Source organism: Janibacter sp. A1S7 (assembly GCF_037198315.1).
Taxonomy (GTDB): Bacteria; Actinomycetota; Actinomycetes; order Actinomycetales; family Dermatophilaceae; genus Janibacter; species Janibacter alittae.
The window spans coordinates 1,225,990-1,240,599 of the sequence record NZ_CP144913.1 but is presented as its reverse complement, the minus strand read 5'-3'; the positions used below and the strand labels follow the sequence as shown (position 1 = coordinate 1,240,599).

Annotated in this window: 11 protein-coding genes; 8 read left to right on the top strand and 3 right to left on the bottom strand. The window is 70.9% G+C overall.

Annotation, left to right across the window (positions count from 1 at the left end):
- Positions 1 to 19 precede the first annotated feature (19 nt).
- Together V1351_RS05945 and V1351_RS05940 are read right to left on the bottom strand one after the other, a co-directional pair.
- A complete protein-coding gene (locus V1351_RS05945; protein WP_338752471.1) occupies positions 20 to 1,579 on the bottom strand; it encodes an acyl-CoA synthetase in 1,560 nt (519 codons plus the stop codon).
- Positions 1,579 to 2,724 carry an acyl-CoA dehydrogenase family protein gene (locus V1351_RS05940; protein ID WP_338751667.1) on the bottom strand — a complete coding sequence of 382 codons (1,146 nt, stop codon included), beginning with the start codon at positions 2,722 to 2,724 and terminating at the stop codon, positions 1,579 to 1,581. Before V1351_RS05940 ends, V1351_RS05945 begins: the two co-directional genes overlap by 1 nt.
- A gap of 78 nt (positions 2,725 to 2,802) precedes the next feature.
- Between V1351_RS05940 and V1351_RS05935 the strand changes: the two genes are divergently transcribed.
- Genes V1351_RS05935 through V1351_RS05900 form a run of 8 tightly spaced genes read left to right on the top strand, consistent with a single transcriptional unit; the run spans position 2,803 to position 12,393 of the window.
- Positions 2,803 to 3,576, top strand: coding sequence for a TIGR03084 family metal-binding protein (locus V1351_RS05935; RefSeq protein ID WP_338751665.1), 774 nt, complete (start codon positions 2,803 to 2,805; stop codon positions 3,574 to 3,576).
- Positions 3,573 to 5,309, top strand: a complete 1,737-nt coding sequence (locus tag V1351_RS05930; protein ID WP_338751663.1) for an acyclic terpene utilization AtuA family protein — start codon at positions 3,573 to 3,575, stop codon at positions 5,307 to 5,309. Before V1351_RS05935 ends, V1351_RS05930 begins: the two co-directional genes overlap by 4 nt.
- Positions 5,306 to 6,475: an acyl-CoA dehydrogenase family protein gene (locus V1351_RS05925; RefSeq protein WP_338751661.1), complete on the top strand. Its 1,170-nt coding sequence runs from the start codon at positions 5,306 to 5,308 to the stop codon at positions 6,473 to 6,475. Before V1351_RS05930 ends, V1351_RS05925 begins: the two co-directional genes overlap by 4 nt.
- Positions 6,472 to 8,070 carry an acyl-CoA carboxylase subunit beta gene (locus V1351_RS05920; RefSeq protein WP_338751659.1) on the top strand — a complete coding sequence of 533 codons (1,599 nt, stop codon included), beginning with the start codon at positions 6,472 to 6,474 and terminating at the stop codon, positions 8,068 to 8,070. Before V1351_RS05925 ends, V1351_RS05920 begins: the two co-directional genes overlap by 4 nt.
- Before the next feature lie 7 nt (positions 8,071 to 8,077).
- Complete coding sequence (locus V1351_RS05915) at positions 8,078 to 10,135, top strand: biotin carboxylase N-terminal domain-containing protein (protein ID WP_338751658.1); 2,058 nt, start codon at positions 8,078 to 8,080, stop codon at positions 10,133 to 10,135.
- Complete coding sequence (locus V1351_RS05910) at positions 10,132 to 10,914, top strand: enoyl-CoA hydratase family protein (RefSeq protein ID WP_338751657.1); 783 nt, start codon at positions 10,132 to 10,134, stop codon at positions 10,912 to 10,914. The genes V1351_RS05915 and V1351_RS05910 overlap by 4 nt, the downstream gene beginning before the upstream one ends.
- Entirely contained in the window at positions 10,911 to 11,537 is a 627-nt protein-coding gene (locus V1351_RS05905; RefSeq protein ID WP_338751655.1) for a TetR/AcrR family transcriptional regulator, read from the top strand. Before V1351_RS05910 ends, V1351_RS05905 begins: the two co-directional genes overlap by 4 nt.
- Positions 11,524 to 12,393: an enoyl-CoA hydratase-related protein gene (locus tag V1351_RS05900; RefSeq protein ID WP_338751653.1), complete on the top strand. Its 870-nt coding sequence runs from the start codon at positions 11,524 to 11,526 to the stop codon at positions 12,391 to 12,393. Before V1351_RS05905 ends, V1351_RS05900 begins: the two co-directional genes overlap by 14 nt.
- 33 nt (positions 12,394 to 12,426) lie before the next feature.
- On the opposite strand, the gene V1351_RS05895 is transcribed toward V1351_RS05900, so the two are convergent.
- Positions 12,427 to 14,583 (bottom strand): S9 family peptidase, encoded by a 2,157-nt coding sequence (locus V1351_RS05895; RefSeq protein WP_422389022.1) that lies wholly within the window; start codon positions 14,581 to 14,583, stop codon positions 12,427 to 12,429.
- Positions 14,584 to 14,610: the final 27 nt, after the last annotated feature.

Here is a 14,610-nt window from a genome sequence, read left to right as displayed (position 1 = left end):
GTGGTGAACTCCTGTGTGGTCAGCGGGAGACGGCCGTGTGGCCGCCGCCCTCGGTGATGCGCAGCTCGCGCTTGAGGATCTTGCCGGTGGCGTTGCGGGGCAGCTCGTCGACGAAGGCCACTCGACGGGGTGCCTTGAAGTGCGAGATCCGCTCCCGGGCCCACTCGCGCAACCCGTCGGCGGTGAGGCTCGAGTCCGCGGCGCGCACGACGACGGCGGCGACGGTCTCGCCCCAGGTCTCGTCGAGGACCCCGATCACCGCGACCTCGACGACGTCAGGATGTCCGTAGAGCACCTGCTCGACCTCGATCGGGTAGACGTTCTCCCCGCCGGTGATGATCATGTCCTTCTTCCGGTCGACGAGGCTGTAGAAGCCCTCCTCGTCGACCCGGGCCATGTCGCCGGTGTGGAACCAGCCGTCCCGGATCGCCTCGGCCGTTGCCTCGGGCTTGTCCCAGTACCCCACGAAGACGCTCGGGCCCCGCAGGCAGAGCTCACCGACGTGCCCGACGGGGACGTCCTGGTCCATCTCGTCGAGGATCCGGAAGTCCATGAAGGCGACCGGTCGCCCGACCGAGCCCGCGTGCTCGACGACGTCCTCCGGCTGGAGGCACGCGGCATTGGGTGAGGTCTCGGTCATGCCGAAGCCCTCGGTGAAGGCCACCCCGTGGCTCTTCATCGCGGAGATCACCGGCAGTGGGCAGGGCGCCCCGCCGCTGATCGCCAGTCGAAGGGAGGACAGGTCCGCCGTCTCCAGTGCCGGCGACGCAGCGACGGCCGCCCACATCGCCGGGACGAGGAAGGCCTGCGTCACGTGGTGTCGTGCGGCTGCCTCGACCCACTGGTCCGGGGTGAAGGCCTCGATCACCACGACGCCGGCACCGACGAAGAGGAAGGGCAGGGTGTGCACCCCGAGCGCCCCGATGTGGAAGAGGGGCGCGGCCGAGATCGTGACATCGGTGCGTCCGATGCCCGAGGCGAACCCCATCGCGTTGATGGCGTTGTAGAAGAAGTTGCCGTGGGTGAGCATGGCGCCCTTCGGACGTCCCGTCGTGCCGGAGGTGTACATGATCACGCACACGTCGTCGTGTCCCACGTCGGCCACGACCCGCTCGGAGGCGCCCGAGGACACGAGGGGCTCGTAGTCGCCCCCTTCGCCTGCTTCCCGCTCAGCCAGTGCCGGTACCCGGATCGTCTCGCGCACGGACGTCCCGCTCGCCAGGGCCTGCGTTGCAGCATCGACGAAGGGGGTGCTGACGAAGAGCAGGCTCGCTCCGGAGTCGCTGAGGACATGGGCGATCTCATCGGGGTGCAGGCGGAAGTTCACCGGCACGCTGATGGCTCCCAGCTTGGCGACCGCGAGATAGATCTCCATCATCTGCGGGCTGTTGAGGCACAGAAGCGCCACCCGTTCACCGTGTGACACCCCCTTCGCCCGCAGTGCGTCGGCCAACCGGTTGGTCCGCTCCTCGAGCTGGGCGTAGGTGGTCTGCACGCCGGCGAGCCCGTCCACGTAGGCCACGCGGTCTGCGTTGCGGAGGTGGTGGATGGTGGCCCAGCTGCCGAATCCGTGGTCCATCACGCGGGCATCCCGTCGAGGCGGGCCAGGACCTGGAGCATGACCTCGTCGGCGCCGCCACCGATCGACGCGAGCCGGGTGTCGCGCAGGAAACGTGCCGTCCACGTCTCCTCCATGTACCCCATCCCGCCGTGGAACTGGATGCAGGAGTCGGCGACGTCGCGGATGAGCCTGCCCGCGGTCAGCTTGGCGACGCTGGCACCGCGGATGATGTCCTCGCCCGCCAGATGTGCCTCACAGACGGCCGCGTTGTGGCTGCGCAGCAGTTCCACCCGGGCCTGCAGCTCCGCCAGACGGAAGGTCACGTACTGCTTCGTGGCCAGTGGCTGGCCGAAGACCTCACGCTCGGCGATGTAGCCCCGGGTGCGTTCGAGGGCGCGGTCGCAGCTGCCGACGGCGTTGTAGGCAGCGAACATCCGCTCGATGACGAACTGCGCCATCTGCTGCTGGAAGCCACGGCCGATCTCTCCGATCGTGTTCGACACGGGCACCCTGACCTCGTCGAGGACGAGCTCAGCGGTGTCGGAGCTGCGGTTACCGAGTTTGTCCAGGCGCTTGGCCACCGAGAAGCCGGGACTGTTCGTCGGGACGATGATCTGGGACATCCCGCGGTGTCCACCCTCGTCGGACGTGCGGACCAACAGGCAGAGCCAATCGGCCTGGGTGCCGTTGGTGATGTACGTCTTGCGTCCGGTGATCACCCAGTCGTCGCCGTCGCGTCGCGCCTTCGTGCGCAGGCGTGAGACGTCGGACCCGGTGTCCGGCTCGGTGACGGCGATCGCCGTCACCATCTCGCCGGCGAGCGCCGGGGCCAGGTAGGTGCGCTTGAGCTCGTCGGTACCGAACTGCGCCAACGACGGGGTGGCCATCATCGACTGGACGCCGATGGCCATCGAGACACCGGCCGAGTCGCACCGACCGAGCTCCTCGGCGGCGACCATCTGGAAGGAGTGGTCAGCCCCCTCTCCCCCGAACTCGGTGTCGTACTCGAGACCGAACAGCCCGAGGGCGGCCGCCTTGGGGAAGAGCTCGTGGGCCGGGAAGATGCCAGCCGCCTCCCACTCGTCCGCACGCGGGTTGATCTCGGACTCGACGAAGGCCCGCACGCTGGCGCGGAAGGCGGAGTGCTCATCAGTGAGGCGCATGGCCGGGACGCTAGCCGCGAATCACCAAACAAGCAAGCATGCTTGCTTGTTTGGTGGCAACGTGCCACGCTCTGGCCCATGAGCGACACCGTGGCCTCCTTCCTCGACGAGTGCGCCGACCTCGACGTCCTCGTCGCCGACCTCGACGACGAAGCCTGGGCACAATCGACCCCGGCGCAGGGGTGGACGATCGCCCACCAGATCGCCCACCTGGCGTGGACCGATGAGATCGCGGCCGTCGCCACCACCGATCCGCAGGCATTCGCCGACGAGGTCGAGATCGCCGTGCAGGACCCCGTGGGGCACGTGGACACCCGCACGGAGCAGGGCGCCGTCGACACCCCCGCCGAGATCCTCGCCCGTTGGCGGGACGGTCGGGAGACGCTCGCGCAGGTCCTGCGCGATGCCCCCGCTGACACCAAGCTGCCGTGGTTCGGACCCCCGATGAGCCCCCGCTCGATGGCCACCGCCCGTCTGATGGAGACGTGGGCGCACGGTCAGGACGTCGCCGACGCCCTCGGGGTCCGGCGCGCTCCCACGGCGCGCCTGCGTGACATCTGCCATCTGGGAGTCCGCACCCGAGACTTCGCCTACCTCATCAACGACCTCACTCCCCCGGTCCAGCCCTTTCGGATCGAGCTCACCGGGCCCGACGGGGACCTGTGGATCTGGGGTGACGAGGACGGTGAGCGCAGCGCCGACCGGGTGACCGGGCCCGCGCAGGACTTCTGCCTGGTCGTCACCCAGCGTCGGGACGCCGCTGACACCGACCTGCACGCCACCGGCGAGGCCGTGGAGTGGCTGTCCATCGCGCAGGTCTTCGCCGGCGCCCCCCGACGGGCCCGGGCATGAGCGCCGCCGAACGGGAGGTGCTGCGGGTCGGCAACTGCTCCGGCTTCTACGGCGACCGGCTCTCCGCGATGCGCGAGATGCTCGAGGGTGGCGAGCTGGACGTCCTCACCGGCGACTGGCTGGCCGAGTTGACGATGCTCATCCTCGGCCGCGACCGGCTCAAGGATCCGGACACCGGGTACGCCAGGACCTTCCTGGTGCAGCTGCGGGACTGCCTCGGACTGGCCCTCGAGAAGGGCGTGACGATCGTCGCCAACGCCGGTGGCGTCAACACCCCCGGCCTCGTCAGCGCCATCCGCGAGCTCGCCACCGAGCAGGGACTCTCCCCGAGGGTCGCCCACGTCCGCGGCGACGACCTGACCCCGCGCGCCGCCGCGCTCGATCTGGGCCGGCCGATGGGGGCGCACGCCTACCTCGGCGGTTTCGGCATCGCCCGTGCCGTCGACTCCGGCGCCGACATCGTCGTCACCGGACGGGTCACGGACGCCTCGGTCATCGTCGGCCCGGCCATCGCCCACTTCGGGTGGGGCCGCGAGGACCTGGACGCCCTCGCCGGAGCCACGGCCGCGGGACACGTCATCGAGTGCGGCACCCAGGCCACCGGTGGCAACTACGCCTTCTTCACCGAGATCGACAACTTCAGCCACCTCGGCTTCCCCCTCGCCGAGATCCGTCGCGACGGCTCCAGCATCATCACCAAGCACCCCGGGACCGGCGGCGCCGTGACCGTCGACACCATCAAGAGTCAGTTGCTCTACGAGATCGCCGACGCCCGCTACCCGGGTCCGGACGTCACGACCCGCCTGGACACGATCGTCCTGGCCCAGGACGGGCCGGACCGGGTCTCGATGACCGGCATCCGGGGCGAGGCTCCCCCGCCGGACGTCAAGGTGTCGCTGAACGCCCTCGGCGGCTTCCGCAACGAGATGACGATGGTCCTGACGGGACTGGACATCCGGGCGAAGGCGGAGCTCGTCCAACGGCAGTTCGAGGAGGAGCTGACCACCTCCCCCGCCGAGATGACGTGGACGCTCGCGCGCACCGACCGACCCGACGCCCCCACCCAGCAGCAGGCCGCGGCGCTGCTGACCGTCGTCGCCCGCGACAGCGACCCGAAGGTCGTCGGCCGCCCCTTCTCCCAGGCCGGCATCGACATCGCCCTGGGCACCTACCCCGGCTGCCACACGCTCGCGCCACCCTCGGGAGGGTCCCCGTACGGCGTCTTCACCCCCGGCTACGTCCCGCAGTCGGTCCCCGAGCACGAGGTCGTCCTCGACGACGGCACCGTCGTGGCCGTGGGTCCCCCGCAGCGGACCCAGGCGCTCGAACCGCTCACCGGCCAGCCCGCAGCGGCGAACCCCGCGCCGACGGGGTGGCCGACGACGACGGCGCCGCTGGGCACGATCGCCGGGGCCCGCTCCGGCGACAAGGGCGGTCACGCCAACGTCGGCGTGTGGGTGCGCGACGCGGCGGCCTGGCCGTGGCTGTCCGCGCTGCTCACTCCCGAGCGGATCCGGCAGCTGCTGCCCGAGGCCGCCGACCTGCCGGTTACGGTGACCCACCTGCCGAACCTGCTGGCGGTGAACATCGTCGTCCACGACCTGCTGGGCGAGGGCGTGGCCTACAACGCGCGCTTCGACCCGCAGGCCAAGGGGCTGGGCGAGTGGCTGCGCTCCCGGCACGTCGACATCCCCGACCACCTGCTCCCTTCGCCCCCCGAGGACCACCGATGAGCCACGCCGACTGGTACACCGACGAGATCAGCGCCCTGCGCGAAACGACGGGTCAGTTCGTCGAGCGCGAGGTCCTGCCGCACCAGGACGACTGGGAGCGCGCAGGGGAGCTGCCCCGCTCGCTGCACGCCGCCGCCGCACGGCAGGGGCTGCTCGGCGCGAGCTTCCCCGAGCACGCCGGGGGCGAAGGCGGCGGCCAGCGGGCCGGGGTCACCGTCACCGAGGCCTTCCACGAGGCCGGGGGCGCCGGCGGGGCCTACGCATCCCTCTTCACGGCCGGCATCGCCTGTCCGCACATCGTCACCGCGGGCGACCCGGCGCAGATCGACCGCTGGGTGGCCCCGACCCTGGCCGGTGAGCAGATCGGCGCCCTGGCGATCACCGAGCCGGACGGCGGATCCGACGTGAACGGGTTGCGCACCACCGCGCGCCGCGACGGCGACGACTACGTCGTCAACGGCGCCAAGACGTACATCACCTCCGGGGTCCGCGCCGACTTCGTCACGACGGCGGTACGCACCGGCGGCCGGGAGCACCCCGGTGGGCGCGGCCTGTCGCTGGTCGTCATCGAGAAGGGCACCCCCGGGTTCGAGGTCGGCCGCCGGCTGGAGAAATTGGGCTGGCGGTGCTCGGACACCGCCGAGCTGTCCTTCACGGACGTGCGGGTGCCGGCCACCAACCTCATCGGCCCGGAGAACGCCGGCTTCCTGCTCATCGGCAGCGCCTTCCTCACCGAGCGGATCGCCATGGCCGCACAGGCCTACTCGCAAGCCCAGCGCTGCATGGACCTGGCCACGGCATGGTGCCGGGAGCGCACGACCTTCGGCGAGCCGCTCATCTCGCGGCAGTCGGTGCAGAACACCCTCGTCGAGATGGCCTCACGCATCGACGTCGCGCGCACGTACACCCGGGCCGTGGTCGACCGCCACGAGGCCGGCGAGGACCTGACCTCGCTCATCCCGGCCGTGTGCTTCGCGAAGAACACCGCCACCCGAGCCGGCGAGTGGGTGGCCCACGAGGCGCTCCAGCTCTTCGGCGGGATGGGCTACATGGCCGAGTGCGAGATCGAGCGGCAGTACCGCGACATGCGCATCATCGGCATCGGCGGAGGCACCGTCGAGATCCTCAACCAGATGGCCGCACGACGGATGGGACTGACGGCATGACGATCCTCAGCAGCACCCTCGACCCCACCAGCCCGCAGGCACAGGAGGCGGCCGAGGCCATGCAGGCCTCCCTCGCCGACATCGGGGTGGAGGTCGCCAGGGCCGTGGCCGGCGGCGGGGAGAAGTACACCGCCCGCCACCACGCGCGCGGCAAGCTGACCGCCCGCGAGCGCATCGAGCTGCTCCTGGACCTGGACTCCCCCTTCCTGGAGCTGGCGCCGCTGGCCGGGTACGGGTCGGACTTCCCGGTCGGCGGTTCGGTGGTCGCCGGCATCGGCCTCGTCAGCGGCGTCGAGTGCCTCCTGCTGGCCAACGACCCCACCGTCAAGGGAGGGACGAGCAATCCGCCGTCACTGAAGAAGACCCTGCGGATGCACGAGGTCGCGCTGGCCAACCGGCTGCCGGTGATCTCCCTCGTGGAGTCCGGCGGCGCGGACCTGCCGACCCAGAAGGAGATCTTCATCCCCGGCGGGGCGACCTTCCGCAACCTCACCCGCCTGTCCCAGGCCGGCATCCCGACCATCGCCCTCGTCTTCGGCAACTCGACGGCCGGTGGCGCCTACCTGCCGGGCATGAGCGACCACGTCGTGATGATCCAGGAGCAGTCCAAGGTCTTCCTGGCCGGCCCGCCGCTGGTCAAGGCGGCCACCGGCGAGGAGTCGGACGACGAGTCCCTCGGCGGTGCGGACATGCATGCCCGCGTCTCCGGGCTGGCCGACCACTACGCGCTCGACGAGCAGGACGCCATCCGCATCGGACGCAACATCGTCGCGCGACTGAACCACCGCAAGGCCTCCGGTCCGGCGACGAGTACGCCCAGGCCGCCGCGCTACCCGGCGCAGGAGCTGCTGTCGATCGTGCCGCCGGACCTGAAGTCCCCCTTCGACCCCCGTGAGGTCATCGCCCGGATCGTCGACGACAGCGACTTCGACGAGTTCAAGCCGCTCTACGGCTCCTCGCTCGTCACCGGCTGGGCCCAGCTGCACGGTTTCCCCGTCGGCATCCTCGCCAACGCCCGGGGCGTGCTCTTCAGCGAGGAGTCGCAGAAGGCGACGCAGTTCATCCAGCTGGCCAACCGCTCGAACACCCCGCTGCTCTTCCTGCACAACACCACCGGGTACATGGTCGGCAAGGAGTACGAGCAGGGCGGGATCATCAAGCACGGCTCGATGATGATCAACGCCGTGTCCAACTCGACCGTGCCGCACATCTCGCTGCTGCTGGGCAACTCCTACGGCGCCGGGCACTACGGGATGTGCGGACGGGCCTACGACCCCAGGTTCGTCTTCACCTGGCCCTCGGCCCGCTCGTCGGTCATGGGTGCCACCCAGCTGGCCGATGTCGTCACGAACGTCTCGCGCGCATCCGCCCTGGCGCAGGGCAAGCCCTTCGACGAGGAGGGCGCCCAGGCGATGCACACCGCCGTCGAGGCGCAGATCGCCGCCGAGGCCATGCCCATGGTCCTGTCCGGTCTGGTCTACGACGACGGCATCATCGACCCCCGGGACACCCGTGACGTCCTCGGCATCGCCCTGTCCGCCGTCCACACCGCACCGGTCGAGGGCACCTCGTCCTTCGGCGTCTTCCGGATGTGAGGAATTGATGACCACTCAGCCTGAACCTTCCGGCACCACCCCCACCACCAGCGGCGCGATCTCCACAGTCCTGGTCGCCAACCGCGGCGAGATCGCCCGACGCGTCTTCGCGGCCTGCCGTCGGCGCGGCATCACCACCGTGGCGGTCTTCTCCGACGCCGACGCCGGCAGTCCCCACGTCACCGACGCGGATGCCGCCGTGCACCTGCCCGGCAACGCTCCGGGCGAGACCTACCTGCGCGGCGACCTGATCATCGAGGCCGCCCAGCGGGCCGGGGCGGACGCGATCCACCCCGGCTACGGCTTCCTGTCCGAGAACGCCGACTTCGCCGAGCAGGTCCTCTCGGCCGGCCTGACCTGGATCGGACCCGACCCGCAGGCCATCCGGATCATGGGCAGCAAGGTCGAGTCCAAGCAGCGGATGGCCGATGCCGGCGTCCCGGTGCTCAACCGCCTCGACCCGGCCGAGGTCGCGCAGGAGCACCTCCCGGTGCTCGTCAAGGCCTCCTCGGGAGGCGGCGGCCGGGGGATGCGCATCGTGCGCAGCCTGGCCGAGATCGACGACGCCGTCGCCTCCGCCTCCCGTGAGGCCGCGTCCGCCTTCGGCGACCCGACCGTCTTCGTCGAGCGATACCTCGAGTCCGGTCACCACGTCGAGGTCCAGATCATGGCGGATGCCCACGGCACCGTGTGGGCCCTCGGTGAGCGCGAGTGCTCTCTGCAGCGACGCCACCAGAAGGTCATCGAAGAGGCGCCCTCGCCGCTCGTCGACCGGGTCGGTGAGCAGATGCGCACCGCGCTGCTCGACGCCGGACGCAACGCTGCTGCTGCCGTCGGCTACCGCGGAGCCGGCACCGTCGAGTTCCTCGCCATGCCGGACGGGTCCTTCTTCTTCCTCGAGATGAACACCCGACTGCAGGTGGAGCACCCGGTCACCGAGTGCGTCACCGGCACCGACCTGGTCGGTCTGCAGATCGAGGTCGCCGAGGGCCGGCAGCTCATCGGGGACGAGCCGAGCCCCCGGGGGTGGTCGATGGAGGCCCGGCTCTACGCCGAGGATCCGGGCGACGACTGGCGCCCGCAGACGGGGACCGTCGCCGCGCTCGACCTGCCGGGGGTGACCTCGCACTTCGCGATCCCGGCGCACCACGGTCTGCGCCTGGATTCCGGCGTCGAGGTCGGCTCGGTCATCGGCACCCACTACGACGCCATGATCGCCAAGGTGATCTCCTTCGCCCCGACCCGCGCCGAGGCAGCTCGTGAGCTCGCCTCCGCGCTGCGACGCGGCCGGGTGCACGGTCTGGCGACCAATCGGGACCTGCTCGTGGCGAGTCTGCTCCACCCGGAGATGCTTGCCGGTACCGCGGACACGAGCTTCTACGACCGGCACGACCCCACCTCGCTGACCGCTGACGCTGCTCTCGCCCCCGACCTGGCCGCGCTCGTGGCCTCGATCGCCGACGGCGCACGGCAGCGTACCGAGCGCACGGTGCTCGGGACCGTCAGTGGTGGGTTCCGCAATGTGCCGAGCATCTTCCAACGCCGCGGCTTCGGTCACGGCGACCGGGAGATCCACGTCGGGTACCGCATCGGCCACGAGGGGCTCGAGGTGGAGACACTCCCGGCGGACGTGACGAGCATCGAACTCGTCGAGGCCACCGCAGGGTCCGTCGTCATCGACCTCGACGGGGTGCGCCGGCGCTTCGACGTCGCCACGATCGACGACGCCGACGGGTCCGGCACGCAGGTCGCGGTCGACTCACCCATGGGCTCCCTGACGCTGCGGGTGCTGCCGCGCTTCGTCGACCCGGCCGCGCAGAAGCCGGCCGGCACGCTCGTCGCGCCGATGCCGGGATCGATCATCGGCATCGCCGTGGAGGTCGGCGACGAGGTGACGGTGGGCCAGCCGCTGCTCTACCTTGAGGCGATGAAGATGGAGCACGAGGTGGCTGCCCCGGCCTCCGGCACGGTCGTCGAGATCTCGGTCTCGACGGGTCAGCAGGTCGAGCAGGGCGCCACGCTGGCCGTGGTCGAGGACGACAGCGAAGGGCAGGACGAGGCATGAGCACCCAGGAGACGCAGCGACGCGTGAGCGTGACCACAACGGGCAGTGTCACGACGGTGGCGCTGGACTCTCCGCACAACCGCAACGCGCTGTCCGGCCTGCTCGTGGGGCAGCTGCGCGAAGCGCTCGAGGCCGCGGCGGCCGACGGGGCCGTGCGCGCGGTCGTGCTCACCCACACCGGCGGCACCTTCTGCGCGGGCGCGGACCTGTCCGAGGCGTCCGCGGCCCCCGAGGACGACCCGGCCCGCGCTCGCGCGGACGAGCTCGTCGACCTGCTCCGGCTCATCGTCACGCTGCCCAAGCCGGTCGTCGGAGTCGTCGACGGGCACGTGCGCGCCGGCGGCATGGGCCTGGTCGCCGCCTGCGACATCGTGCTCGCCGGACCGTCCGCGACCTTCGCCCTGACCGAGTCGCGCCTCGGCCTGGCCGCTTCGGTCATCTCACTGACCGTCCTTCCGCGGATCGACCCGCGGGCGGCCTCGCGGGTGTTCCTCACCGGCGAGAAGTTCGACGCTGCCGAAGCGGCCCGCATCGGCATGGTCACCGAGTCTGCGCAGGACCTGACCGCGGCCCTGGACACGCTCACCGGCGACCTCGCGAAGTGCTCGCCGCAGGGCCTGCGCGAGAGCAAGGCGCTCGTCAACCACGAGCTGCTCGCCCACCTGGACGAGCACCGTGATCGGGTGGCCGCGCAGTCCTCGCGCCTGTTCTCCAGCGAGGAGGCCAAGGAGGGCATGACCGCCTTCCTTCAGCGACGCGCACCCCGCTGGTCGGCGTGAGCCTCGAGCCGAAGCAGGACCGCAGCCGGGCCACCCGCCAGCGCCTGCTCGAGTCGACCGTGCACTGCGTGGCCACCCGCGGGTGGTCCGCAGCGACCGTCTCGGTCATCGCCGCCGACGCCGGCATCAGTCGCGGCGCCCTGCAGCACCACTTCCCGACGCGTGAGGAACTGGTCGTCGCCGCGCTGGAGCACATGTTCGACGAACGGCGGCTGATGGTCGAGGCCATGACGCCGCCCCAGTTGACCGGTGCCGAGCGCGTGCACGCCGTGGTGGCGACACTGGTCGAGCTCTACATGGGCGACCTCTTCAGGGCGGCTCTGCAGGCATGGGTCGCGGCGGCATCGGACCCGCACATGCTGCAGATCATCCAGCCGCTCGAGCGTCGCTTCGCGCGGTCGGTGCACGCGGCCGCCGTGGAGCACCTCGGGGTCGATGACCACGACCCTCACGCGCGGACGCTCATCCAGACCACGCTGGACCTGGCCCGTGGTCTGGCACTGGCGGACCTGCTATCCGACGACTCCAAACGCCGCCGCCGCATCGTGCGCACCTGGTCGCAGATGCTGGCCGCCGAGCTCGATCCGGGCGACCGGGAGATGAGTGAGCATGGACATCAGTGACTACGGCGACATCACCTACGAGGTCGAGGAGCGGATCGCGACGATCCGGCTGGACCGTCCGCAGGCGCGCAACGGGTACACCCTGCGCATGTCCGACGAGCTCGAGGACGCGCTGCAGCGAGCCGATCGCGACGAGGACGTGCGCGTGGTCATCCTCACCGGCGCAGGCACCGACTTCTGCGTCGGCGCCGACCTGAGCGGGGGCGGCTTCGACGTCAGCGCAGGGGACGAGACCTCCGGTCAGGACCACTGGCAGGAACCCGCTGGACGCTGCTCGCGGACCATCCACCTGATGAACACCCCCGTCATCGCTGCCATCCACGGCGCCGCCGTGGGAGGAGGCCTGACGATCACCCTCTCCTGCGACTTCCGCCTGGCCGCGACCGACTCACGCTTCGGCCTCGTCTTCACCCGCCGGGGCATCTACCCCGAGGGCGCATCCGCCTGGTACCTCCCACGCCTGGTCGGGATGACCAGAGCCAGCGACTGGATGATCAGCGGCCGGATCTTCGACGCCGACGAAGCCCTCGCATCCGGCCTGCTCACATCCGTCCACGCACCGCACGACGTGCACCGGGCAGCCCGGGCACTGGCCCACGACATCCGCGACACCACCGCACCCGTGTCGGTGGCCGTCACCCGACAGATGCTCGCCCGACTGGCCGGCGAGCCCTCTCCCTTCCCCGCCCACGAGGTCGACTCGCAACTCATCCGCGACCTCCCCACCAACCCCGACGCCATCGAGGGAGTGCGCTCCTTCCTCGACAAGCGCCCACCGAACTTCCCGGGAACCGTGCCCCACGACCTGCCGTCATCGCTGCCGTGGACGGACCAACCGACCCGCACGTCGACCTGACGGACGGGCCCACGCGAACTCGACCGATCGCGCTCAGTCCACCGGGTCGACGGCCCCGAGTCGGTCGAGCAGCCAGGCCCACTCCCACGCGGTCTGCTCCCACGCGTCGTACCGGCCGGAGCGGCCACCGTGCCCGGCGCTCATCTCGGTGCGCAGCAGGATCGGCCGGTCCGCGTCGTGATCGGTCACCGCCCGCAGTCGGGCGGTCCACTTCGCCGGCTCGGTGAAGTACACGCGGGTGTCGTGCAGCGACGTCGTGGCGAGGATCGCCGGGTAGGGCACGGCCGCGACGTTCTCGTACGGCGTGTAGCTGCGCATGTAGGCATAGACCTCGGGGTCGTGCAGCGGGTCGCCCCACTCCTCCCACTCCTGCACCGTCAGCGGCAGGTCAGGGCGCAGGATCGTGGTCAGGGTGTCGACGAAGGGCACCGCCGCCAGAACCGCCGCGAAGCGGTCGGGTGCCACGTTGGTCGCGGCGCCGACGAGGAGACCGCCGGCGGACCCCCCTTCGGCCGCCAGGCGGTCACGCGCCACCCAGCCGCTCTCGTGGAGGTGCTCAGCGGCGGCGACGAAGTCGGTGAAGGTGTTCTTCTTCGCCAGCATCTTGCCGTCGTCGTACCAGTGCCGGCCGAGCTCGCCGCCGCCGCGCACGTGCGCCACGGCGTAGACGACGCCCCGGTCGAGCAGCGACAGACGCGCGATGGAGAAGTACGGGTCGAAACTCATCTCGTAGCTGCCGTACCCGTAGAGCAGGCCGGGGTTGGTGCCGTCGGCCCGAGTGCCGCGACGCATGACGAGGGAGACGGGCACCTGCGTCCCGTCCGGCGCCGTGGCCCAGGTGCGCTGCTGCTCGTAGTCGGCCGGGTCGATGCCGCCGAGGACACGCTGGCGCTTGAGGACGACCCGCTCGCCGGTCGCCACGACGACGTCGAGGACGGAGCGGGGGCTGACCCACGACTCGTGGATCACCCGGATGCGGTCGGTGCCCATCTCGGCAACCGGCCCGAGGGCCACGGAGTGCAGCTCGTCGTCGAAGGAGACGTCGACGGGGCTGCCGTAGTCGGAGGCGGCGAAGGGGGCGGACCTCACCCCCCGGGGCAGGATCCGAAGCGCCGGCAGGCCACCGGCCCGCAAGGACAGCACGGCGAAGTCGTCGAAGGCATCGACGCCGATGAAGCGCTCGTCCTCGGCCCGCTGCAGGAGCGGCTGCCACTGGTCCCGGCTCGTCGCGTCGAGCGGCGCCCAGGCGAGGTCGCCCTCGGGCTGACGCTCGTTGTGCACGATGAGCAGGTGGTCGGCGGCCGGCTCGACGTCGTACTCGATGCCCTCCCGCCGTGGTGCGACGCACCGGGCCGGCGCCGTCGGGTCGGCGGCGTCGATGAGGTGCATCTCCGAGGTCGTCTTGGATCCGAGGGCGAGCACGATCCAGCGGTCGTCGCGGCTGGTGCCCAGCCCCATCCAGAACCGCTCGTCCTCCTCGCGGTGGACGAGCACGTCGTCCTCGCGGGCGGTGCCGACCTCGTGGCGCCACACCTCGTGCGGACGCCACGCGTCGTCGACGCCGACGTGGAAGAGGTGGTCCCCCTCGCGGGAGAAGGCCAACCCGTACCCGGCACCGGTCACGGCCTCGTCGAGGAGGTCTCCGGAGGCGATGTCGACCACGCGCACGTCGAAACGCTCGTCACCGGTGACGTCGACGGCGTAGGCGAGGCGGGAGTGGTCGTGGCTGACCTCGAGACCGCCGAGGGAGAAGAACTCGTGCCCGTCCGCGAGCGCGTTGCCGTCGAGCAGGACGACCTCACCGGGCAACGGCTCACTCGGATCCAGCTCGGGCACGGCCCTCGCATCGGTCAACGGCGCGCGACAGTGGATCGCGTACTGCTGACCCTCGACCGTGCGGGCGTAGTACCACCACTGACCCGACGCGACCGGCACCGACAGGTCGGTCTCGAGGGTGCGCTCCTTGATCTCGTCGAAGAGCCGTCGGCGAAGGGGAGCCAGGTGCTCCGTCGACGCCTCGGCGTAGGCGTTCTCCGCCTCGAGGTGGGCCAGCACGTCCGGGTCCTCGCCGTCACGCAACCACTCGTAGGGGTCGACGACCTCGTCGCCGTGGTGACTGCGCACGTGCTCGCGCACGGGCGCCACGGGCGGCGTGGGCGGCGTGGGGTGCCTCTGCTCGTCCGGCGTCATGGCCCGGCCTCCTTCATCGGTCGTGGG